General features: G+C 34.9%; 19 protein-coding genes. 3 read left to right on the plus strand and 16 right to left on the minus strand.

What is annotated here, in order from left to right; genetic code table 11:
* The first annotated feature begins 89 nt into the window (after positions 1–89).
* Both C8C83_RS20865 and C8C83_RS20870 read left to right on the plus strand, forming a co-directional pair.
* Complete coding sequence (locus C8C83_RS20865; RefSeq protein ID WP_121331400.1) at positions 90–2,300, plus strand: alpha-galactosidase; 2,211 nt, start codon at positions 90–92, stop codon at positions 2,298–2,300.
* Positions 2,301–2,489: 189 nt separating this feature from the next.
* Positions 2,490–4,727: a DUF6055 domain-containing protein gene (locus C8C83_RS20870; RefSeq protein ID WP_121330490.1), complete on the plus strand. Its 2,238-nt coding sequence runs from the start codon at positions 2,490–2,492 to the stop codon at positions 4,725–4,727.
* A gap of 133 nt (positions 4,728–4,860) precedes the next feature.
* On the opposite strand, the gene C8C83_RS20875 is transcribed toward C8C83_RS20870, so the two are convergent.
* The gene (locus C8C83_RS20875) at positions 4,861–5,799 is read right to left on the minus strand and encodes a ring-cleaving dioxygenase (RefSeq protein WP_121330491.1); all 939 of its coding nucleotides are present in this window, start codon (positions 5,797–5,799) and stop codon (positions 4,861–4,863) included.
* 363 nt (positions 5,800–6,162) lie between these two features.
* On the opposite strand from C8C83_RS20875, the gene C8C83_RS20880 reads away from it, so the two are divergent.
* Positions 6,163–7,752 (plus strand): sigma 54-interacting transcriptional regulator, encoded by a 1,590-nt coding sequence (locus C8C83_RS20880; protein ID WP_121330492.1) that lies wholly within the window; start codon positions 6,163–6,165, stop codon positions 7,750–7,752.
* A gap of 1 nt (position 7,753) precedes the next feature.
* Here the strand turns inward: C8C83_RS20880 and C8C83_RS20885 are convergent, their stop codons facing one another.
* The 15 genes from C8C83_RS20885 to C8C83_RS20955 form a co-directional block, all read right to left on the minus strand.
* Complete coding sequence (locus C8C83_RS20885) at positions 7,754–8,371, minus strand: TMEM175 family protein (RefSeq protein WP_121330493.1); 618 nt, start codon at positions 8,369–8,371, stop codon at positions 7,754–7,756.
* Positions 8,372–8,908: 537 nt separating this feature from the next.
* Positions 8,909–9,259 carry a hypothetical protein gene (locus tag C8C83_RS20890; protein WP_121330495.1) on the minus strand — a complete coding sequence of 117 codons (351 nt, stop codon included), beginning with the start codon at positions 9,257–9,259 and terminating at the stop codon, positions 8,909–8,911.
* Positions 9,259–9,879, minus strand: coding sequence for a dienelactone hydrolase family protein (locus C8C83_RS20895; protein ID WP_121330496.1), 621 nt, complete (start codon positions 9,877–9,879; stop codon positions 9,259–9,261). Before C8C83_RS20895 ends, C8C83_RS20890 begins: the two co-directional genes overlap by 1 nt.
* A 164-nt stretch (positions 9,880–10,043) precedes the next feature.
* Positions 10,044–10,334 carry a GNAT family N-acetyltransferase gene (locus C8C83_RS20900; RefSeq protein ID WP_121330497.1) on the minus strand — a complete coding sequence of 97 codons (291 nt, stop codon included), beginning with the start codon at positions 10,332–10,334 and terminating at the stop codon, positions 10,044–10,046.
* 71 nt (positions 10,335–10,405) lie between these two features.
* Entirely contained in the window at positions 10,406–11,764 is a 1,359-nt protein-coding gene (locus tag C8C83_RS20905; protein ID WP_121330498.1) for a sigma-54 dependent transcriptional regulator, read from the minus strand.
* Between the two features lie 9 nt (positions 11,765–11,773).
* On the minus strand, positions 11,774–14,053 hold the full coding sequence (locus tag C8C83_RS20910) for a histidine kinase dimerization/phosphoacceptor domain -containing protein (RefSeq protein ID WP_132011890.1): 2,280 nt from the start codon (positions 14,051–14,053) through the stop codon (positions 11,774–11,776).
* A 53-nt stretch (positions 14,054–14,106) separates the two neighbouring features.
* Positions 14,107–14,772, minus strand: coding sequence for a YoaK family protein (locus C8C83_RS20915; RefSeq protein WP_121330501.1), 666 nt, complete (start codon positions 14,770–14,772; stop codon positions 14,107–14,109).
* An 8-nt stretch (positions 14,773–14,780) separates the two neighbouring features.
* Positions 14,781–15,254 carry a DNA starvation/stationary phase protection protein gene (locus C8C83_RS20920; protein WP_121330502.1) on the minus strand — a complete coding sequence of 158 codons (474 nt, stop codon included), beginning with the start codon at positions 15,252–15,254 and terminating at the stop codon, positions 14,781–14,783.
* Positions 15,255–15,494: 240 nt separating this feature from the next.
* On the minus strand, positions 15,495–15,926 hold the full coding sequence (locus C8C83_RS20925) for a DoxX family protein (RefSeq protein WP_121330503.1): 432 nt from the start codon (positions 15,924–15,926) through the stop codon (positions 15,495–15,497).
* 11 nt (positions 15,927–15,937) lie between these two features.
* A complete protein-coding gene (locus C8C83_RS20930) occupies positions 15,938–17,824 on the minus strand; it encodes an amidohydrolase (RefSeq protein WP_121330504.1) in 1,887 nt (628 codons plus the stop codon).
* Between the two features lie 8 nt (positions 17,825–17,832).
* On the minus strand, positions 17,833–18,564 hold the full coding sequence (locus C8C83_RS20935; protein WP_121330505.1) for a M17 family peptidase N-terminal domain-containing protein: 732 nt from the start codon (positions 18,562–18,564) through the stop codon (positions 17,833–17,835).
* A gap of 17 nt (positions 18,565–18,581) precedes the next feature.
* The gene (locus C8C83_RS20940) at positions 18,582–19,958 is read right to left on the minus strand and encodes an alginate export family protein (RefSeq protein WP_233566174.1); all 1,377 of its coding nucleotides are present in this window, start codon (positions 19,956–19,958) and stop codon (positions 18,582–18,584) included.
* Between the two features lie 93 nt (positions 19,959–20,051).
* The gene (locus C8C83_RS20945; protein WP_121330507.1) at positions 20,052–20,684 is read right to left on the minus strand and encodes a hydrolase; all 633 of its coding nucleotides are present in this window, start codon (positions 20,682–20,684) and stop codon (positions 20,052–20,054) included.
* 136 nt (positions 20,685–20,820) lie between these two features.
* Entirely contained in the window at positions 20,821–21,144 is a 324-nt protein-coding gene (locus tag C8C83_RS20950; protein ID WP_121330508.1) for a phosphoribosylpyrophosphate synthetase, read from the minus strand.
* A gap of 69 nt (positions 21,145–21,213) precedes the next feature.
* Positions 21,214–22,032 (minus strand): alpha/beta hydrolase, encoded by an 819-nt coding sequence (locus C8C83_RS20955; protein ID WP_121330509.1) that lies wholly within the window; start codon positions 22,030–22,032, stop codon positions 21,214–21,216.
* Positions 22,033–22,206 lie beyond the last annotated feature (174 nt).

The raw sequence follows: 22,206 nt of genomic DNA on the forward strand, positions 1-22,206 counted from the left end.
ATTAATCTTTTAATATCTTAAGACCTCACAGGTTTTTAAAACCTGTGAGGTCTGGTAAAACTTCTGAAGCATCATTAAAAAATAAAAAAATGAACCGATTATTACTTTTAGTATTTACAATTGTTTTTTCTGCTGTTCAGGCGCAGGAAAGTTCCCTGATTAAAATTGAAACCGAAAATTCGGCATTGGTTTTAAAAGTGGGAAAAAACAAGAAATTATATCAAACGTATTTGGGAACAAAGCTTGATAATGGTTCAGAATATGAATTGATTTCGAAAGAAAATACAAAAAAGTTTGTTGTAAATGATGGTAATCCTTTAATCGATTTGCGTCATTTGGCTTATCCAACTTTTGGAACGGACAATTTGTTTGAACCCGCAATCAGAATGACGCATAATGACGGAAATCCATCTTTGGAATTAGAATATCAAAACCATACTTCTCAAAAAGTAAGCGATGATATTTCTGAAATTACTATAAAATTAAAAGATCCGCAATATCCGGTTTTTGTCAATCTTCATTATAAAATATTTTATTCAGAAAATGTAATAGAAACCTGGACAGAAATTCAGCATCAGGAAAAAAAATCGGTTGTACTTTACAATTATGCTTCGGTTGCCTTGCATTTAGATTCCGATAAATATTGGCTGACTCAGTTTTACAGTGACGTTGTAGAAGAAATGAGAATGGAAGAAACTCAGCTTGTTCGAGGTGCTAAAACTATTGATTCGAAGTTGGGCGTAAGAACGAATATGTTTGCTTCGCCAAGTTTTTTTCTTTCGTTAAATTCAAAATCTAGTGAAAATAACGGAGAAGTAATCGCAGGAACAATTGCATGGTCAGGGAATTTTAAGCATACGTTTGAAATTGATAATAATAATGAATTAAGAATCGTTTCGGGAATAAACGAATTTGCTTCAGAATACAATTTAAAACCTGGAGAAATATTTAAAACTCCGGCTTTTATTTATACTTTTTCGAACAAAGGAAAAGGGCAGGCGAGTAGAAATTTACATACTTGGGCAAAAAAATACGGAATTAAAGATGGTGAAAAACCACGCTTGACTTTATTGAATAATTGGGAAACGACGTTCTTTGATTTTGATCAGGTAAAATTGAGCAATATGTTTCAAGATGCTAAAACATTAGGCGTTGATATGTTTTTGTTGGATGATGGTTGGTTTGGGAATAAATATCCAAGAAGTGGTTCTGTTTCGGGTTTGGGAGATTGGCAGGCTACAAAAGCTAAACTTCCTGACGGAATTGGTTTTTTAATGCAGGAAGCTAAAAATACTAACGTGAAATTTGGTATTTGGATTGAGCCTGAAATGGTAAATGAAAAAAGCGAATTGTATGAGAAACATCCGGATTGGGTTTTAAGTTTGCCTAATCGTGAAAAAAGTATTTATCGAACACAATTGGTTTTGGATTTGAGTAATCCAAAAGTTCAGGATTTTGTTTTTAAGGTTGTCGACGACATTATGCAAACAGAATCGGGTGTTGCTTTTTTTAAATGGGATTGTAACCGAATGATGACAAGTGCGTATTCGACTTATTTAAAAAATGAACAATCGCATTTGTTTATTGAATACACAAGAGGATTGTACAAAGTTCTGGACAGAATAAAAAGTAAATATCCAAACTTGCCAATGATGCTTTGTGCCGGCGGCGGTGGAAGGGTAGATTATGGATTACTGAATTATTTCACGGAGTTTTGGGCAAGCGATAACACAGATCCGTTTGACCGCGTATTTATTCAATGGGGATATTCTAATTTTTATCCGGCATTATCGACTTGTAACCACGTAACTTCGATGGGAAATCAATCGATAAAATTTAAAACCGATGTTGCAATGATGGGCAAATTAGGTTTTGATATTCATGTTGGAGGTTTAAAAGACAACGAATTAAAATATTGTCAGGAAGCGGTTTCTAATTATAAACGATTAAGTCCGGTGATTTGGCAAGGAAATTTATTCCGATTAATTTCTCCTTATGAAGATACAAGGGCTGTTTTGATGTACGTGAATGAAAACAAAACGCAATCGGTGCTTTTTTCTTATACGCTGCATCCGCTTACAGATCCTAATTATGGTTTGGTAAAACTTGAAGGACTTGATGCTTCAAAAAAATATAGCGTTAAAGAAATTAATCTGATGCCTCAGAGTAAAAATACTTTTGAAGAATCTGGTACTATTTATTCCGGTGATTTTCTGATGAAAATAGGATTGAAAGTTTCTTCTTCAAGACAAGAAAGTAGTGTTGTACTTGAGATTACTGATGTTGATTTGAGGAATTAGTTTTTAAAATTTAAGGTTTTTCTAGTGTGAGAATTAGTAATTATCTAACTATTTGTATAACAGAATAGTATAGTTAAAGAATAGGTAAAATAGTATTAAATGTTGTTAATATTGTCTTACAAATATTTAAGTGTGATATTTACATTTACAAAAAAATGCTATTTCTTAACCTATTAATTAATTTAACCTATGAAAAAACTATTACTACTGATTGTCGTTTTTCTATCCAGTTATTTTGCAATTGCACAGAAAACGCTTTTTACTCCCACAGAATGGAGTGATCCCAACAATGAATTTTACAATAAAGTATCCAACACCAGAAAGTATGAGTCTACGAACTTTGTCGTTTACTGGGGTGATAAAGTGGGTACAAATCCTGCGACGTATTCTGATACAGCACTTAGATTTACGCCTAAATCGGTTGCAGATACGCTTGAAACTAGCTTTAAACGCTACATTACCGATTTGCATTTTATAAATAATGCGCCAACAACAAATTTTGGAAAATACAAGATCATTATTATGATGATGAACACCTGGACTTCTACAGATCCAAGGTTACAAGCCTTTGCACAAGCCAGCTCGTTTAGTGGTACAATTGGCGCAATGTTTGTACATCCTGAAGCTACAAGAGATGGTGGAGCATTGTCACACGAATTTGCGCACACGCTGCAAATGATGATGGGCATTCAGGAAAACCCAGGCGCCGGTAGAGCATTTTCGGGATATGATTGGGCAGGTCCGTTTTTTGAAGGACATGCCAATTTTATGCGAGCCCAGGCTTACTCACAATGGGCAGAAATTGACGGAACTCTCACCCGCTGGATTCAGACGAAACATTTTATGTGGTCCTCGAATCGACATCATTACACGAATTTTCATTTAATGTATTATGTGCAGGAAAAAGAAGGTTTTGATTTTACTAGAAGAATGTGGGCAGAATCTATGAACGAAGAGCATCCGCTTGAAACCATTAAGCGATTAAAAGGTTTTACGCAAGATCAACTTGATGATTATCTTTGGGGATATGCACAAAGACAACCTGCATTCGATTATCCTATTCAATGGAATTCTCAAATTAATGCGACAAGTAATTTTGGAAAAACCATTAGAAACGTGTACAACAGCATCAAAACAAATATGCCTCGTTATACTAGTAGAGAATACACGCTTCTAACTAAAGTTACAGGTACAACAGATCAATATTATACTAATAATGACTGGGCTCCACAAGATTACGGAATGAACGTAATTCCTTTATACCCAACTTGTACAGGAACTCAAAAGAAAGTTACGATTAAATTTAAAGGACATACTGAGGTTAATACAACTCAGGCTGGATGGAGATATGGTTTTGTTACTACAAAAACTGATGGTACTATTTCGCGTTACAGTCCAATGTATAAAGTGGATGGTGAAGCTTCATTTACCCTTAATACCGCTACAGAAGCCAATATTTATTTGGTAGTATTTGCTGCGCCAAAAGTCCATGTAAATTACAATATGGATGTTGGTTACCCAAAACAAAGAAGATATCCTTATGAACTAAAAATTGCAAATGCTACTCCAGAAGGATTTCAGCCTGCAGCAAATTTTAGAAGTTATCTTAAAACAAACGGACATTTGCACACTAACGGTGGCGGATGGGTTTCTAATAACGCGACTGTTGCGTCTACAGTATATGTAGGTCCATATGCAATTGTGAGAGCCGGAAATGTTTCAGGAAATGCACGTATAGAAGATTATGCTATGGTAGATGGAGGAACTATAAATGGTAGTGCAATTATAAGAGGAAATGCATGTGTGTACAACGCAACGATAGCAAACACTGCAATTGTTGAAGGTAATGCTTGGATGGAAGGCGGATCTGTAAAAAATACAGCCAATATAAAAGGAAACGCAATGTTGTTTGCGGGAGATTTTGGAAGTTCGGTTGTGGTAGGAGGAGATGCGGAAATTGGAAGTTGTTCTACACCAGGTGTTTATTTACAGTTTCCTTACTGGAGAAACGGAAGAGACAATTGTGATGGTAAAGGAGCAAGCGATACTTCTAATGTTGATATCAATGCAACATTTACGAACTTTACAGCTGCACAAATGGCTTTTAGTACCACACCAAACTGTACTGTAACTACGTTGGCAACTAATAAGTCAACTTTTGATTCAGCAGCAGAAGTAGATTTAAGTGTTTATCCAAATCCGGCAAAAGGAAATCTAAACATTACCTTTTTACAAACGGAAGAAGAAAAAACAACTATTGCTTTGTTTGATATTAACGGACAAAAAATAGCTACAATTGCAGATAAAGTTTACGAAGCCGGAAGAATTGACATTCAATACAATTCTGGTAACTTAACTCCGGGAGTATATTTATTACATATTCAAAGAGGAAATAATGTTGTAAGCAAAACATTTATCAAAGAATAAGAATTCATTATTTTATTGATTCTAACGAAATCATTAGAATTACAGAAATACAAAAACCTCCAAAGTCATTGATTTTGGAGGTTTTATTGTATTCGAAAGCATAGTTTTATGTAGAACTATACTTTCATGAGAATTAATTTATTTTCACCAAATGCGCTTCAATTGCAGCTCTGTCAGACTCATATTGAGCAGGAAGTTTTAAGTTTTGACCTAATTCTTCTAAAGGCTCATCTACTGTAAATCCAGGATTTTCTGTAGCGATTTCGAACAAAACTCCTCCTGGTTCTCTGAAATAAAGAGAGTGGAAATAGTTTCTGTCAATCTGTGGTGTAATTTGCAAACCGTATTCTTCGATTTTTTCACGGAAGTGCATTAAAATTTCATCATTCTGAACTCTGAAAGCTACGTGATGGACAGTTCCGTTTGCTCCCAAACCGCGTTTTTCTTCAGGTAATTCTACCAAGTCAACAATTGCAGCATTTTCTACCGCATCTGTTGCATAACGGTAACGGTTTACGTCTTGATCGATCAATTTATAACCAAATATTTCGGTTAAGATTGCAGCAGTTGCTTTTATGCTGTTTAAAGTCAAAGTGATGTTATGAAAACCTCTTGTCGCTACATCAGCTTTTACTTCGTCAGTTTCCCAAGGTTTTCTGTTATCGTCTGTTTTAGATTCGATTAATTCTAATTTTAAACCGTCCGGATCTAAGAAAGTAAGGTATTTTTCTCCAAATTTTTCCGAAGGTTTATTATAAATCACATTGTATTGCTCAAAACGTTTTTGCCAGAAATCAAGGCTTCCTTTAGGAACAGAATAACCAATTTCTGTAGCCATTCCGGAACCTTTTCTTCCTTGTTGAATTCCTTCTCCCCAAGGGAAAAAAGTTAAGATTGTTCCAGCGCTTCCAACTTCATCTCCAAAGTAAAAATGGTACGTTCCAGGATCATCAAAATTTACTGTTTTTTTAATAAAACGTAATCCTAATATGTTAGAGTAAAAGTTGAAGTTACGTTTTGCATCACCCGCAATTGCAGTAATATGGTGTAAGCCTAAGATTTTATTTTCCATGGTATTTTATATTTAATTGTTATTGATTTTGTTATACAAATTTACGTCTGTTATACGGCTGCATCGATTAACCTAGATTAAGAAATAAAAAAGCCGTTATTTTTTCATTCGCAAAGTAATAACCAAATAATATTCCAGTTAGGTTAAGTGATTGTATGTAAGGTTTTTGATTATTCTTTAAGACTTCAAATGCTACGATATATCGTAATTTTATAAACGGATCTTATTTTATTTAGAAAACTAATAGTATTTTACTTAACGCTATTTCTTAAATTTACGGTTATAACTCGTTGCTTGTAATTCGCAAAAAAAACATTAAACTCAACGTTTTATAATATCAAAATACCACACCAATTATTATTTATGGATAAGCCAAATGACCAAACTGCAATTATAATGAAGCGATTGCAGGAACGAGAAAAAGAACAAATGCTGATTTTGTCAATTTGTAGTGCGCTTTCTCAGGCTTTAACAAAAGAAGAATTGGATATCGTAGTAAGTAACAGGCTTAAAGAAGAATTTTCTTTTGATGATTTTATTTTGGCTTCCGCCGATGAAAAAGAAACGGAATATCATATTTTCTATCACTATTTACAGAAGGAAACAGCAATAAAAAAGTACCTGATTAATGATGGTTTTTTTGATCTCTGTCTGGATTCTCCAGATACCGTTATTTTTGACCTAAAGACTTTAGACGAAAAAAAGAATAATTTTCCGGATTATATTTCTACGGTTAATAATAAAGGTCTTAAAAACGGAATAGGAATCTGTCTTCCATATATTAAAGGAAATAGAAATGTACTTTTCCTGTTCTTTAAAAACCCGAATATTTTTAGCAGAGAATCAAACCGAATCATTAGAGGAATTGGAATGCAGCTTTCTATAACTCTGAGAAATATTATTTTGAGTCAGGAATATGAAAGCAAAATCAGCGCGATTAAAAGTCTAAATATAAAGACTGTTGAAAAGGAAGAAGAACCGATAACCATAAGTAGTGAAGGCTTTTACGGAATTGTTGGAAACAGTAATGCCATGCAAAACGTTTACGAGCTTATTTCGCAAGTTGCAGCTTCTCAATCGACGGTTTTGATTTCTGGCGAAACGGGAACCGGAAAAGAACTTGTGGCGAGTGCGATTCATAATTTGTCTTTGGCTTCGAATAAAAAAATGATCAAAGTAAATTGCGCATCGATTCCCGAAAATCTTATCGAAAGTGAATTATTCGGACATGAAAAAGGTGCTTTTACAGGAGCATTAGAATCCAGAATCGGTAAATTTGAACAAGCTGAAAATAGTACAATTTTTTTGGATGAAATAGGAGAGATGCCTTTAGAATTGCAAGGAAAATTACTTCGTGTGCTTCAGGAAAAAGAATTGGAAAGAATAGGAAGTAATAAAATCATAAAAGTAAATGTTCGCGTTATTGCGGCAACAAACAGAACATTAGAAAAAGAAGTTGCCGAAGGTCGTTTTAGAAGTGATTTGTATTATCGCTTAAATGTGTTTCCAATCGCATTGCCTTCGTTGCGGGAACGCCCGGAAGATATTGAACTTTTAGGGAATTTTTTCTTAGAAAAACATGCTGCAAAAATCGGAAAGAAAGTAAAAGGTTTTTCTCAAAAAGTATTGAAAAGCATGGTCGCAAATGAATGGCCGGGAAATGTGCGCGAATTAGAAAATATAGTCGAAAGAAGTATTTTATTTGCTAAAGAAGAAGTAATAAAAGAAATGAGTTTTCCGAAGCTTTTTAAAACCGAAACAACTTCTGAAACTGATTTTCATATCAAAACATTACAGGAAATAGAGAAGGAGCATATTTTGAAAGTAGTGAAAAAATGCAACGGAAGAATCTCTGGACCACAAGGCGCAGCAGTTTTATTAGGTTTGCCTTCAACAACTTTGATGTCGAGAATGCAGAAATTAGGCATTAAAAAAGAACATTCTGCAAAATGATTTATTCCTGAATCATTTTTATTTTTCCGGAAGAAATTGCCCAAAAAATCAACAATCCCATACTGATAATCAATGCAAATGAAGGGTATTGAAATGAAATACCAAAAGCAATTAAGTAAGTTGGTAATCCGTATAAATAATTGTTTCGGATTTTTTTTATAGCCGAATTTGTAATTTCAGGACGTAAAAGTTTCTTATTGCTGCTTGCTGTAAACCACAATAAATTGTATGAAAGATTGATTAAAACGAAGATTCCTGTATAGATTGCAACTGCAATATTAGATGCGTCGCCTTCAAAAAAACGCGCCAATAAAGCCGTTGGATAAGAAACAAGCGTTACCAAAAAGAGAATCAATCCGTTTGCAAACATAATCGCAGTGTTGCGGCTGTAAATTTGTTTGAAAATCTTGTGATGATTCACCCACATGATAAAAATACTGAAAAAAGAAAGCGTAAAAGCAAGATACGATGTCCATTCTCCTTTTAAAAAAGCCAATAATTCAGCGCCATTTTTGATCGCATTGGCGTCTGGCGCATGAAGATCCAAAACCAAAAGCGTAATGGCAATGGCGAATACGGCATCGCTGAAATTTTCTATTCTTACGGTTTCTTTTTCCATTTTGTAATTGTATTGAAATACATAATCATTTAACCGCAAAGTGCGCAAAGATTTTTTTAGTTGCGTGATGTTGACAAACACAAAGTTCGCAAAGCTTTGTATTGATTTAGCTTTGCGAACTTTTTATGCACAAACGCGATTAACAGTAAGAAAAAACTTTTGCGAACTTTACGGTTAATATTTTTTACCGCAAAGTGCGCAAAGATTTACGCAAGGCTCGCAAAGTTTTTAGACAAAGCTTCGCGAACTTTTTATGCACAAACTCGATCAACATTATGAAAAAACTTTTGCGCACTTTACGGTTAATATTTTTTACCGCAAAGCGCGCAAAGATTTACGCAAAGTTCGCAAAGTTTTTAGACAAAGCTTCGCGAGATTTTGTGTTGAAAGACATAATTATTTTTACCGCAAAGTGCGCAAAGATTTACGCAAGGTTCGCAAAGTTTTTAGACAAAGCTTTGCGAACTTTTTATTGACAAACGCGATCACTAATATGAAAAAACTTTTGCGAACTTTGCGGTTAAATTTTTTCTCAATCTATAACTTTATAAATATTGATTTTCGCAGTTTTGGTTCAATATTTTTTGTTTTGTGTCCTTTTCCGGTTGTGTCTTCTACCAATAGAATTGATCCTGTTTCAAAGGTTCTTTTTTCTCCTAATGAAGTTTCGATTTCTACACCGCCTTCTAATAAAACAATATATTGACGATCCGGAGCATTGTGAAAATCATAATCGTAAGATGGTTTGACTTCTCTAAATACGATTGATTTAACAGCTTCATCATCAGATAAAAACCCGATATCGCCATTGTTTTTCAAGGAAACTTCGAAGTCTTCAAAATGACTTTCGCCATTTTCGTCGCTGTAAACCCGAGTTATCGTGATCATTATTTCTTAGAAAAAATAAGCGCATTTGCACAATCTACTTCATCCTGACTGATAGTATGCCCCATATTCGGATAGATTTTTTTAGTAACGTCTGCACCTAATTTTTCAAGAAGTGCTTCGGTTTCGTTTACTCTTTCGACCGGAACATGAAAATCAGGATCACTTGTTCCGATGAAAATTGGTGTGTTTTCAAAATTTCCGGAGTAATGGTTTTCATAGACTTTATCGCCAATAAGACCGCCTGTAAAAGCAACGACACCGCCATATTTTGCAGCATTTCTAGCTGTAAATTCCAGAACCAGACAAGCACCTTGTGAGAAACCAAGGAAATAAATATTTTCCTTTTCGATTCCGTTTTGCTGAACAGCCAGAACAACCTGATGAATAGCATCTAATGATTTTGAAAAAGAAGGTTCATTCTCTTCAATTGGCACTAAAAACGAATACGGATACCAGGTTCTGTTTTCTGCCTGAGGCGCAACCAATGCAAAATCCGAAACATTAAGATGTTTTGCAATCGAGAGAATATCATGAGCTCCAGCGCCACGACCATGAATCATGATTAAGGCTTTTTTTGCTTCATTTAAAGGAATACCGTCGGTTAAAATTTCTGTATTCATAAGTTTTGTTTTTTAATTGATGTTGTTGGAATAGCGTGATTTTTTGTTTCACTTTATGTGAAAACTTTGTGACTTTGCGTCTTTGCGAGATTATTTTTTTTTCTCTAAGCAGTGGGAAATTTGCGCAAAGACGCAAAGTCGCAAAGTTTTTTTAAGCTATTCAATTACTTCTTCCAGATATCTGCATATTCATCCGGATGTCTTTTGAATTGCGCATGAACATAAGGGCAAAGTGCCAAAACCATCATATTATTGGCGCGAACATAAGAAACCATTTCTTCCAGAAGTTTCTTTGCATAACCTTTTCCTTCGGCTTCCGGTTCAACACCAGTATGGTAAACGGTTAGTAAATCATCTTTGATGCTTACGGTCATTTCGCCAAGCTTTTTGTCTTCTACATAAAGATTAAAAGCGCCGTGTTTTTTTTCGTCTAATTCTAATTTTATTGTTTCCATATTTATTTTTTATGTCTTGGTTTAGAATTACAAAGTTCGTTAAACTAGGAGTTAAGTCTACTTAATGTAGATTAATTATATCCTTGTTTTATACCTAATTTTTTCATTTTTGAAAACAAAGTCTGTGGTTGAATTTTCAAGAGTTCTGCCGCACCGCCGGAACCCGAAACTTTTCCGTCACAAATTTTAAGCGCATTCATGATATGCTCTTTTTCCATTTCTTCCATCGATAACATTTTGCCGTTATTACTTTCTAACGGGTTTGAAGTATTTGTTGGAAGATCAAATTTTTCAATTTCGTTTGTTTTAGCGAGAAGCACATTTCTTTCTATTAAATGTTCTAATTCCCGAATATTTCCCGGCCATTCATATCCTTTTAATTGTTCTAAAGCTGTTGAACTAATACTGTTGACATTTTTCCGTGAACTTGTTGCGTATTTCTTTAAAAAGTAGTTTGCAAGAGCTTCAATATCTTCTTTTCGTTCTTTTAGAGTCGGCAATTGAATCGGAAATACATTTAAACGATAGTATAAATCAAGCCTGAAACGTCCTTCCGCAACTTCTTTTTCGAGTGATCTGTTGGTTGCTGCAACAATTCGAACATTGATTTTAATGGTTTTATTTCCCCCAAGTCGCTGAATTTCTTTTTCTTGTAAAACGCGTAATAGTTTTACCTGAGAATCAAGCGGTAATTCGCCAATTTCGTCCAGAAAAATAGTTCCGTTATCAGCTTGTTCAAACTTTCCGATTCGTAAAGAATTAGCGCCAGTAAAAGCACCTTTTTCATGTCCGAAAAGTTCCGATTCTATTAGAGAATGTGGTAAAGCAGCACAATTTACAATTACAATTGCATTTGATTTATGTGCTGATAATTCATGTATAGAATGTGCCGCTCTTTCTTTTCCTGTACCGCTTTCGCCAAGAATCAATACAGAAGTTTCGGCTGGAGCTACAATTTTTATTTTTTCGATTACATCTTTCAAAAGTTCACTATTACCAATAATCCCTTCAATTTCCTGATCTTCGTTATCAACTGATTTTTCTGCTAATGTTCCTCTTTCCTGATCGTATCTATATTTTGCAATGTCCAGCATTACGATAAGATCTCTTTCTCTAAACGGTTTTACCATAAAACCATACGGATGCGTTGCTTTTACCGCTTCAAGAGTAGATTGGTTGGTATTGGCAGAAATATATAGAAACGGCAGTTGTATTTCGCGGAGTTCCCAAGCAAGGTCAATTCCCGTAAGGTCGCCTTTGAGCATAATGTCAAGCAAAACCCAATCCGGTTTTTTGTCTTCGATTAATTTTCGGGCCTGAACCACAGAAGAAGCAATGCCAACTATTTGATAACCCGCTTTTAGCAACATGATTTTTAGATCATTTGCAACTATAAATTCATCTTCAACAATTAGAATTTTCTCCTTCATTTCTTAAAATTATATAATTTCAGCATTATCAGTTGATCCCTCAAATTCGGTGTTTCTTGTAAATGTAATAGTGATTTTTAAACCATTATCATTTTTCATCTCAAAAGTTCCGTCAATCTGATCGGTTAACCCCATCATTAAATTCATACCAAGTGAATCTCTTTCAGTATCTTCAAAATCTTTAGGAAGTCCAACACCATTGTCTGCAATCAAAAGTTTGTAATCCCTGTTTTCTATATTTTTAAGGCTTATAATTACTTCTCCTTTTTTGTCTAGAGGAAAAGCATATTTTATCGCATTATTTATCGCTTCATTTATAATTAAACCAAGCGGAACTGCTTGAGCAACATCAAGATAAACTTTTTCTGTATCAAGTACAAAGTTAATTTTGGTATCCGTATCAAAACATTCTCTCATATAACTAATGAGTTCATAAATATACCAAGACATATCAATATTTGCCAGATTATCAGATTGATACAGTTTTTGATGAATCAATGACATCGCGTGCATTCTGTGTTGGCTGTTTTGAATCGCCATTAACGCGTCTTCGTTATCTAAATACGCCGATTGTGTGTTTAATAAACTAATCACAATCTGAAGATTATTTTTTACACGATGATGAATTTCTTTTAAAAGCCATTCTTTCTCGATCAGCATTTTTTTGTTCAGTTCGTTTTGCTCATTAATCTGCTGACGTTTGATTTCTAATTCTTCGTTTTTTTTCTTTTTTATTCTAAAACTGTTGTATAAAAGCGCTATAAAAAGGATTAAAACCAAAACTCCGCCTATAAAAACATTACGAAGTACTTTATCATTATGAATTTTTATTTCTTGTAATTTCCCCTGTTCTGTGAGAAGTTTTATGTTTTTATCTTTTTTTTCTGTTTCAAATTGAACTTGTAATGCTGCAGACGTTTTTAGCTTTTCGACATTAAAAATAGAATCTCTTAAAAGTTGATGCTTTTGCAAATGTTTTATCGCAGATTCGTATTTTTTACTGGCATGATCAGATTGAAAAGACAAAAGTTCGATTTGCGAAAATAGAATTAGCTTGTTTGATTTTTTGGCAAATTCTTTAAATTTTTCAATGTAAGCGTACGTTTTTTCGACCTGACCGGATTGTTGTAAATAAATGATAATTGCCGTTAATTTATAAGCCAAACCTGCATCAGATTTTTGATAATCTTTTAATAATTGTTCGTAATAAGGTTTTGCATTTGTAATTTGTTTGAGCATCGAATAGCTTACTACAAATATAAAACGCTGTCTTATTTGTGTGATTTCATCTTGTGGCGGATAATCTTTTTCAGTTCGTTTTAGTGTACGTAATGCTCCGCGATAATTTTTTTGCTGGCAATACAACGATGCCAGATTATAGGTTATCGTATTGATATCGCCTACATTTTTATTCTCTAACGCAATATTTAGTGCTTTTTCAAAATTAGAAAATGCCAAATCATATTTCAGAAGATCATAATAAGCAAGCCCAAGATGATTGTAAATTGTACAAAGTTGATAACTTGTATCATGAACTTCTTCGGCTATTTTTTCTGCCATTAATGCATATTGTAGCGATAATTGTGTATTTTGTAATATTCCGTAATTATCAGACATTAAGGTATAAACTCCCTGAAGTTCTTTAAAACCTATGGATTTATAAATAGCAACGGCATTTTCTAAAAGTTCTAATGCTTTTTGGTGGTCTTCTATAATACCATAATAATCAGCAAGGTCTTTTAAGGCATCTGCTTCTTTTTTTAAGGCTTTACCTTTTTTATAAAGCGGAATTGCGATTTCGAGATATTTTATTTTTTCTTCAAAATCCCCGGTTTCATAGCCTTTATAAGCACAAAGTTCTCTGTAAACATCTGCTGTAAGGAGTGGTAAATTATTTTTTACAGAATAGTTGAGTGCTTCATTCGTCTTTTTTAATCCGTTTTTAGAATCTCCTTTTTCTCTGTCAATCTGAGCCTCTAAAAGAATTACTTTTCCTTTTCCGAGTTTATAACCCAAAGTATTGCTTAGTTTTTTTGCTTCAAAATTTAAATTATTTGCACTATCAAGATCTGCTTTAAGCTCGCCTGGTTTGGTTAGATAATAACTGCTTAAAGCCAAAAGCATTTCCACTTTTTGGTTGTCACTTTTAGCCGCAGCTATTTTCTTTTTTAATTGATCAGGGTCTTGTTTTGACTGTGCAATTACTTGCATGCTCAGGAACAAAAACGCAACTATAGTATATAGAGTGCATTGGTGGATTTTGATTGCTAAATGGGGAGTTTTATTCATTTTTTAAAGATAATCTATTATCAGTTATCTGCAAATCCGGATGTTAAATTTGCTTATTTTTCGCGGTGATAATGGTAACATATCAGCATAGCAATTCCGGGAATAATCAGCGTTCCTAAACCAAAAAACTTTCCTGCAATTGCGCCTAAAAAACAACCTGTCAAAAATCCCATAATAGTAACTACTTGTTTCTTAAAACTTAGTAGAATTTCAGCATCTTTTAAGCCATTTTTTAATAGGTTTCCTAAATCAAGAGAAGCTTGTGTTACGTTTCCGGTCATCATAGTTGTTGGTCCATGCGTTTCTTTAGCATATAATTTTCCAAAAGCATTCTGAAGTCCCATTGCAAAAACGGTTGCCATTGCGATTGCGTAAATCGTCCATTCAGAAAAAATTTCTAAAAAACCAAAAGCATAAGAAGCAATTCCGCTTAAAACCAATACGATACCTTCCCAAAACAAAATTGTATAATGATTTGTGTTTTTTAATGCAATTCTTCCTCCAGTAATAACAGCCATAATAAATACTGGAAAGGTTAGTAATTTGATCCAGGCATGTACATCAGAACCTTTAATGATCTGATAAGCAAAGACAATAAAGTTGCCTGTAACGTGTGCCGAAAATATAGAATCTGCCGCCACAAATGTTACCGTATCGCAATACCCTGCTATGATGGTTAAAAGCAGGGTTACGTACCAAATGTTTTTTTGTATTTCCATAATTGTAATTATTTAAGGTGAGCACGAAGCATCCATGCCATTTTTTCGTGATTTTCTAATAATCCTGTGATATAATCGCTGGTTCCGGCATCGTGAAGTTCGGCAGCAAAATTATTGATGTTTTCACGTAAGTGTATCAAAATACTTTCATGGTCTAAAAGCAATTCTTTGATATAACCTGCACTGTCGTTTTTCTCTCTTGATTCTTCTGTAAGATGTGTCAGTGCCAAATATTCTTTTAAAGTTCCTGGTGCATAATGACCAAGAGTTCTGATTCTTTCTGCAACTGCATCTACAATTTCGTCAAGTGCTTCATATTGTTGCTGAAAGAAGATGTGTTTGTTATAGAAATCCGGACCTTCTACATTCCAGTGTGCTTTTTTTGTTTTGGTATAAAGTACAAATTCGTCAGCCAAAACTTTTGTCAATACATCTACAACTTTTGTGATGCTTTCTTGTTTAATTCCGATGTTTGCTTTCATTTTATATAAGGTTTAATGAATAATAGGTTAATGTTAATTCTAAATGTTTTAAACACATAGCTGCGGAGTTACTTGTGGAGATTTCTCCTTCGTCGAAATGACAAAGCCTTTGCGGCTTCCCGTCTTTGCGAGATTAATTTAATAAAAAACTAAAATTAAATTTGCTCTAATCTGCAAAATCTGCGTGAAACAAAATCATTTTAATCTTAATATTTCTACGTTTCTATGTGTTTAAATTAATTAATTCAAAGAGTTTAATAAATAATAATCAAGTGAATATTTTCCTGCTCCAAGCGCAAGAATTAATAATAAAGACAACGTGTACATGTAGGGAACGTCGCGCACTTCGAGTGAATCTTTTCTGTGTACTACAAAATATCCTACGGCTGTAACGCCAATAGTTGGCAAGACAACAAGTCGGGTTCCAATGCCTAAAATGATTAGAAACGGAACTACAGTATCAGAAAAAGTAGCGACTAATCCGTTTAGTTTTTCCGGTAAATGCAAAGGATTTGGAACGTGTTCTCTTTGTCCATTTTCAACTCTGAATTTCTTCATTCCGTGTACTCTGAATAGCTCAACCGCAAGTAATACTCTAAACGCTAAAAGTGCCGCATTGTTGAATGATGTTCCTAAATCTGAGTGAAGGATTTGTTTGATAATTTCGATCATTTCTTTAAAATTTAAAAAGCAAAACAGGAACAGCCCAAAGCGCCCCAAAATGCATTATAGTTATTTACCGGCACGTTGCTCATTCTGGCAATATCATGACTGTGAGCATGAACATCACAGCTTCCTGAGCAACTGTGTATTTGAGAAGTCAGACTTGGTTTTGCATCTGCTTTTGAGTTCTTTTCGATTATGCTTTGCAAATTACTTTTGGCTGGATATCCGTTGTAAATATTCGTTGGCGACCAATCCGGCAAAATCGGAATATGTGGCGGTGAGAAGGAGGAGAAATCTCCGTTTGCATACACAATTTTTCCGTCGACAATGGTTAAATCAGCTTCAATTTTTTTAATGTCTTCATCAGGAATAGAAAAATAATCAGTGTCTAAAACGACTAAATCAGCAAACATTCCAACTTTGATATCTCCTTTTTTGGCTTGTTCTTGCGAAAACCACGCGCTTCCTCTGGTATATAATTCTAAAGCGGTTTCTCTACTTAATCTGCTTTCGTTATACAATTGCAAACCTCCAACTGTTTTTCCAACCGTCATCCAATACATTGAAACCCATGGATTGTAACTGCTTACTCTTGTAGCGTCAGAACCTCCGCCAACAGGAACTTCCATTTCAAGCATTTTTTTAATTGGCGGTGTATTTTCAGCTGCTTTTGCGCCATATCTGTCTGTGAAATATTCACCTTGATACGCCATTCGGCTTTGAACTGCGATTCCGCCGCCTAAATTTTTGACACGTTCTATGTTTCTTTCATCAATAGTTTCGGCGTGATCAAAAATCCACGGTAATCCATTAAACGGAATTTCCTGATTGATTTTTTCGAATACATTCAAAAACCTTGTTATGCTTTCGTTATAAGTAGCATGAAGTCTGAAAGGCCAACGATTTTCGACCAAAAGACGCACTACTTTTTCCAATTCGGCTTCCATATTTTCAGGAAGATCCGGTCTTGGCTGAAGGAAATCTTCAAAATCAGCAGCAGAAAAAACTAACATTTCTCCGGCTCCATTATGGCGATACATATCATCGCCCTGATACAATTTTACGGTATCAATCCAATCTTCAAAATCTTCGAATTCGTGTTTTGGCTTTTGGGTAAAAAGATTATAAGCGATTCTTACCGTTAATTGTTTCTTTTCGTTTAGTTCGTTTACGACTTTATAATCATCGGGAAAATTCTGAAAACCACCTCCGGCATCGATAACACTTGTAATCCCGAAACGGTTCAACTCTTTCATGAAGTGACGCGTTGAATTGATTTGATGCTCATAGGAAAGCGTTGGACCTTTTGCCAAAGTCGAATACAAAATCATGGCGTTTGGAGTAGCGATAATAAGTCCGGTTGGTTCGCCATTTGAATCACGCTCAATTTGTCCTCCGGGAGGTGCAGGCGTGTTTTTTGTATAACCAACGGCTTTTAACGCGGCTCTGTTCATAATTGCTCTGTCGTACAAATGCAGAATAAAAACAGGAGTTTCAGGCGAAATTGCATTGATTTCCTGTAAAGTTGGCATTCTGCGTTCAGCAAATTGAAATTCTGACCAACCTCCAACGACACGAACCCATTGCGGATTTGGTGTGCGATCGACTTGTTCTTTTAACATTCGAAGTGCATCTGCAAGAGAAGGAACGCCATCCCAACGCAATTCCAGATTATAATTTAAACCGCCACGAATAAGGTGAATGTGCGAATCGTTGATTCCCGGAACCACTCGTTTATTTTGAAGGTCGATTATTTTGGTTTCTTCACTTGCAAATTCCATAACGTTGCTGTCGTTTCCAACTGCAATAAATTTTCCGTCTTTAATAGCAACTGCGGTAACATTTGGCGTTTCGGCATTGAAACTATGAATTTTACCGTTGAATAAAATTAGATCTGCTTTCATAATTCTGATTATTTAGCGTTAAGTTTTGCAATTGCTTCTTTAATTCCTTCGCCGGCAACATTGTAGAAAGATGGACCTGCAAGCAAAATAATTTTGGTTAATGGCTTATAATCGGCTAATTTTTTATCTTTTAAATAAGTTTGCGTTCTGTAAGCTTCAAAAGAACCTAAAACTACATTTGTTGCTACTAAAGCCGTTGGAGAATCGATTCCAGCATCTTTAATATCACTTGCAAAAGCGTAGTTAGAAACTCCTAAACGTAAGGCTTCGCGCATGGCAACACTTCCGACACTTATCATTAAATCCGGCGTGAATTTATTGCGATCACCAAGACCAATAAGTAATAATTTTTTGGCTGCCAAAGTTCCTTTTGGAGGCGTAATCAATAAAGTTTCAAGTGAATGTCCGGTAAATTTTCCGCTTTTGCGTAATTCGGTGATAATTCCTTTTAAAGCATCGTCTAAATGTACCATTCCGTTAAGGTTTGCAGGAAGGGCAGGAGGGTTAAAGATATCACCTTCAGTATATTCGAAAACGCAGGCAACTTGTAATTCTGCTTCCGCTGAAGATGGTCCCTGAACCAATCCGTTTATGGCAACTCCGTCAACTTTTCCCCAAGTGGTTGTTGATCCAAGTGCTGCTGTTTGTGCAAATGATGCATTAGCAAAGAATATTGTGATAAAAAGAATTAGATAAGAATTTCTAAGTCTGTATGTGGATAAAAGTGTGGTATTTTTCATCGTTATGAATTTAGTGATTAAAATTTAAACCCTAATCGGGCATTAAAGAAAACGCCGTCTTTTGAATTTGGAATGATGTCGTCGATAAAAGCGCCGGTTTTAAAATATTGAATTCCGCTTACGACTGAAATAAATTTGTTAACGCTATAGGTAAAATTTGCAAGATAAGCCGTCCCGATATACGGTTCTGTCGAAGAACTTCCGGGAAGATTCAAAGTGCCGCTTGGCCTGTAAACACCGTCTTGAAGTGAATATCTCCAGTTAAAAACCACATCGACCTGCATCTTTAATTGTGGCAATAAATCCATCGTGGCATAAGGATGAATGTCGATAAGGTTTACCGGACCCACTTGCGGACTAAAACCAAAATATCCTCCTTTTGGATACAACGGATTAAACGTTTGCAGGTTTCCATTGCCTTGATTTTGATCTCCCGATATATAATCGTTTCGAAGGTTTATCGTTGGTTTGAATTTTATATTTTCGAAGGAATAACCCAAATCTGCAGAAGCTGTCCAGGCATTAATATTTCCGGAACCAAAACTCCCAAACTGATATGCCGCTTCAAGATTATAAATAAAACCTCCGCCATATTTCCAGAATCTTGTTCCTATTGTATGTCTTTTTTCGGGTGCAATTCCTTCTTCAAAAAGAGATTCTTTTCTGTTGATTCCGAGATAATAAAGATCCAGGTTTCCTGCTTTTGGGAATATTATTTTCGAATAAGCGCCCCATAAATTGATTTGTTTCGACATTTTATTATCAAAAACGCCTTTGTGAACCGTATCTGCCATCATTGCAAAAGCGTCAATTGAGAATCGGGCTGAAGAGTACATTATTTTGGCTCCTGTAAAATAAAGTCTCGCATTTGGACCTTCTCTTACTGAAATTAATCTTCCCGAACCGTAATCGAGTTCTTGTCTTCCGGCACGAATGGTTAGTTTTTTATCTTCTTTCTGATATAGATTTACATCTAAAAAAAGATTCTGAACATTCAACTGATCTTCGTCAATTCCTCTTGGACCGTTGATTCTGCCGTCTTGCAAGGCGCTTCTTAATTGTGCAAATACTCTAAAGGTTTTTCCTAAATGAACATCGGCATGAAGATCATAACGCTGCAGGAAAAAGTTGTTGTGACCAATATTTAATCTTCCCCAATCTTCATTATTGAAATCAACGTATTCATATCGGGCTTCACCTCCAAGAGACATATAAAAATCTTTCTGTTTGTTTAACGGAATGAATTTTAGATTCTCATAAAAGTTTCTGTTTGAATCTTTTAGAAATTCGTAGTTTTCGTCATAACGCAAAAGTTTAAAGTTTTGTGCCGATGCAATGCTTCCCATTAAAAGAAAACACATCACGATGATTCCGAAGTTCTTGTTTTTTGACAATATGGATTTTGATGATTCCAACATAATGAAGGGAGAGATTTGTTTTTATTTATTTGTTTCAGTTCCGAAGCTTCGGGATCAGGTTGAAATGAATTAGTGTTTCAACATGTTGTGTGCATAATGAATTCCTAAACCGTAAGATCCGCCGTGTTTTTTCATTAAATTAGTTACCGGAACATACGTTTCCTGACGTGCCCAGTCTCTTTGAAGTTCTAATATATATTGGATAGAAGTTATAGGCTGCGCTCCAACTTGTATCATTCTTTGTATTGCACGTTCGTGAGCTTCTGTGCTTACATCTCCACAGGCATCTGTGATTACGTAAACTTCATAACCTTCTTCAATGGCAGATAAAGCGGGACCAACTATGCAAACTCCTGTCCATAATCCTGCAAGAACCAGTTTTTGTTTTTTAGTTCCGGTAATTGCTTTATAAGCGTTTTCGTCTTCCCAGGTATTCATCGTTGTACGGTCAATATATCCTGAAGTTGCGATTGGGTAATATTCTTCAATTTCAGGGAAAACCGGACCTGCAAAACTTTCTTCAAAAACAGTGGTTACAACCGTTGGAACGTTGAAGATTTTTGATGCGCCGCAAACAATAGCAACATTGTTACGCAATTCGCTTAACGGAATACTGCTTGTAGCAAATGCCATTTGTCCTTCGAAATCAATTAATACTAATGCGTGATTGTCTGGTGATAATAAGTTTACTGATGGTTTCATAAGTTTGATATTTAATATTATTAGTTAAGCTAACAAAATGCCAAATGTGTAATTGGCTATTATAGTGGGATGTATAATTTAAAGGGATATTTTTTGGTTACGATATTTCGTAGATTTATTATCTCTTTATTGAAATTTATATAGAATGTGTTGAAAGTTTACGAATCATTTCAGCAGAAACGGCGTCGGCATATATTCCGAATGCGCTGGTTAGAACACCTTTGATATTGTAGATTTCAGATATAATGCCGTACACAATATCTTCATCGCCGGGATCTGTATCTCCTTCAAAACGGAATAAATATTCGATTTTGAATTCTTCAGGTGACATCGTTTGTTTGTTATTATTATAACGAATACAGTTTTCGTCAAGATTGAAGTTTTCGGTAAATCCTTGTTGATTTAGCCATTGCAAAGCTTCTGTAACGGTATCAAATGATGGTTGTTGAATAGTACTCATGGTTGGAAAGTTTTAAAACTGCCTTTAAAAGCGGATCAATAAAGGCAGTTTTGATTAATTTTAAGAAACTTATGCTTTAATAAAAGCCAAAATATCGTTGTTGATCGTTTCTGCCTCTGTAGTTGGCATACCATGAGGAAAACCAGGGTAAGAGATCAATTTTCCGTTTTTCAAAAGTGCTGCAGCTCTTGGCGCTTGTCCGTAAGGAACGATCTGATCATCTTCTCCGTGCAAAACCAAAACCGGAATATCTAAACTTTTAAGATCTTCTGTAAAATCTGATTCAGAGAAAGCTTTGATTCCTTCATAATGAGCCAAAACCGAACCCATCATTCCCTGACGCCACCAATTGTGTTTAATTCCTTCCTGAACTACTTTTCCTTCACGGTTCCATCCGTAAAACGGAATTGGGAAATCATAAAAATATTGCGCTCTATTAAATCCTGTTCCTTGTCTGATTTCGTCAAAAACTGATAATGGAACTCCTTCAGGATTTGTTTCGTTTTGAATCATAATTGGTGTTACAGCGCTAATAATTACTGCTTTTGCAACACGTAATTTTCCGTATTTTGCTGCATAACGTATTACTTCACCACCTCCAGTTGAATGACCAACGTGAATAGCATCTTTCAAATCAAGAAATGCAGTTAATTCAGCAATATCTGATGCATAAGTTTCCATGTTGTTTCCTTCAGAAGTTTGACCAGAACGACCGTGTCCGCGGCGATCATGTGCAATAACTCTGTATCCTTGTTTTAAGAAAAACATCATTTGTGCATCCCAGTCATCACTTGATAATGGCCATCCGTGGTGAAAAACTACTGGTGTTCCTGTTCCCCAATCTTTGTAAAAAATTTCTGTTCCGTCTTGTGTTTTAAATGTGCTCATCTTTTTATGGTTTTAGATTATTAAATTGTTTGTATAATTGTTAAAATTTGAATTATAATAAAGTGTTGTTTTGGTTTTATTGATGTTGTTTTATTTCTTTGACAAACTTACAGCAGTTTCGAAAGTTTGTTAGTTAACCTAGATTAAGAAAAAAATTAATCTCAAAATTGCCAT

The sequence above is a fragment of the Flavobacterium sp. 90 genome, from assembly GCF_004339525.1.
Classification (GTDB): Bacteria; Bacteroidota; Bacteroidia; order Flavobacteriales; family Flavobacteriaceae; genus Flavobacterium.

What these genes read in the sequence shown, in the direction of transcription:
- C8C83_RS20865 (WP_121331400.1), top strand. Translation starts at nt 90, where the DNA reads ATGAACCGATTATTACTTTTAGTATTTACAATTGTTTTTTCTGCTGTT.
- C8C83_RS20870 (WP_121330490.1), top strand. Translation starts at nt 2,490, where the DNA reads ATGAAAAAACTATTACTACTGATTGTCGTTTTTCTATCCAGTTATTTT.
- C8C83_RS20875 (WP_121330491.1), bottom strand. Translation starts at nt 5,799, where the DNA reads ATGGAAAATAAAATCTTAGGCTTACACCATATTACTGCAATTGCGGGT.
- C8C83_RS20880 (WP_121330492.1), top strand. Translation starts at nt 6,163, where the DNA reads ATGGATAAGCCAAATGACCAAACTGCAATTATAATGAAGCGATTGCAG.
- C8C83_RS20885 (WP_121330493.1), bottom strand. Translation starts at nt 8,371, where the DNA reads ATGGAAAAAGAAACCGTAAGAATAGAAAATTTCAGCGATGCCGTATTC.
- C8C83_RS20890 (WP_121330495.1), bottom strand. Translation starts at nt 9,259, where the DNA reads ATGATCACGATAACTCGGGTTTACAGCGACGAAAATGGCGAAAGTCAT.
- C8C83_RS20895 (WP_121330496.1), bottom strand. Translation starts at nt 9,879, where the DNA reads ATGAATACAGAAATTTTAACCGACGGTATTCCTTTAAATGAAGCAAAA.
- C8C83_RS20900 (WP_121330497.1), bottom strand. Translation starts at nt 10,334, where the DNA reads ATGGAAACAATAAAATTAGAATTAGACGAAAAAAAACACGGCGCTTTT.
- C8C83_RS20905 (WP_121330498.1), bottom strand. Translation starts at nt 11,764, where the DNA reads ATGAAGGAGAAAATTCTAATTGTTGAAGATGAATTTATAGTTGCAAAT.
- C8C83_RS20910 (WP_132011890.1), bottom strand. Translation starts at nt 14,053, where the DNA reads ATGAATAAAACTCCCCATTTAGCAATCAAAATCCACCAATGCACTCTA.
- C8C83_RS20915 (WP_121330501.1), bottom strand. Translation starts at nt 14,772, where the DNA reads ATGGAAATACAAAAAAACATTTGGTACGTAACCCTGCTTTTAACCATC.
- C8C83_RS20920 (WP_121330502.1), bottom strand. Translation starts at nt 15,254, where the DNA reads ATGAAAGCAAACATCGGAATTAAACAAGAAAGCATCACAAAAGTTGTA.
- C8C83_RS20925 (WP_121330503.1), bottom strand. Translation starts at nt 15,926, where the DNA reads ATGATCGAAATTATCAAACAAATCCTTCACTCAGATTTAGGAACATCA.
- C8C83_RS20930 (WP_121330504.1), bottom strand. Translation starts at nt 17,824, where the DNA reads ATGAAAGCAGATCTAATTTTATTCAACGGTAAAATTCATAGTTTCAAT.
- C8C83_RS20935 (WP_121330505.1), bottom strand. Translation starts at nt 18,564, where the DNA reads ATGAAAAATACCACACTTTTATCCACATACAGACTTAGAAATTCTTAT.
- C8C83_RS20945 (WP_121330507.1), bottom strand. Translation starts at nt 20,684, where the DNA reads ATGAAACCATCAGTAAACTTATTATCACCAGACAATCACGCATTAGTA.
- C8C83_RS20950 (WP_121330508.1), bottom strand. Translation starts at nt 21,144, where the DNA reads ATGAGTACTATTCAACAACCATCATTTGATACCGTTACAGAAGCTTTG.
- C8C83_RS20955 (WP_121330509.1), bottom strand. Translation starts at nt 22,032, where the DNA reads ATGAGCACATTTAAAACACAAGACGGAACAGAAATTTTTTACAAAGAT.